The organism is Candidatus Frankia nodulisporulans, from assembly GCF_902806475.1.
GTDB classification, from domain to species: Bacteria; Actinomycetota; Actinomycetes; order Frankiales; family Frankiaceae; genus Frankia; species Frankia umida.
On record NZ_CADCWS010000605.1, the window covers coordinates 1 to 226 of the forward strand.

At 57.5% G+C, this 226-nt stretch carries 1 pseudogene; it reads left to right on the plus strand.

Annotated elements, in window-relative coordinates:
* Positions 1 to 23: 23 nt before the first annotated feature.
* Positions 24 to 226: pseudogene (locus tag G6R24_RS23160) on the plus strand (biliverdin-producing heme oxygenase); the annotation flags it as partial.

Sequence of the window (226 nt, forward strand, 5' to 3'; positions counted from 1 at the left end):
GCAGTCAGATGTGGGGAACAGGTATGGGCGACGGTGCTGAACCGGTTCCTGATACCGCCGATGTGATGTTCGTTCTGCGTAGGCGTACAGCCACCGCGCACACCCGGTTGGAAAGTGTGCTGCAACTGACCGGGCATGACCTTTCAGTCAGCCGTTATCGTGACGTCCTCATGCGGATGCACGGCTTTTACGATCTTCTCGAGCCGCGAGGCTTATGCAGAACTCA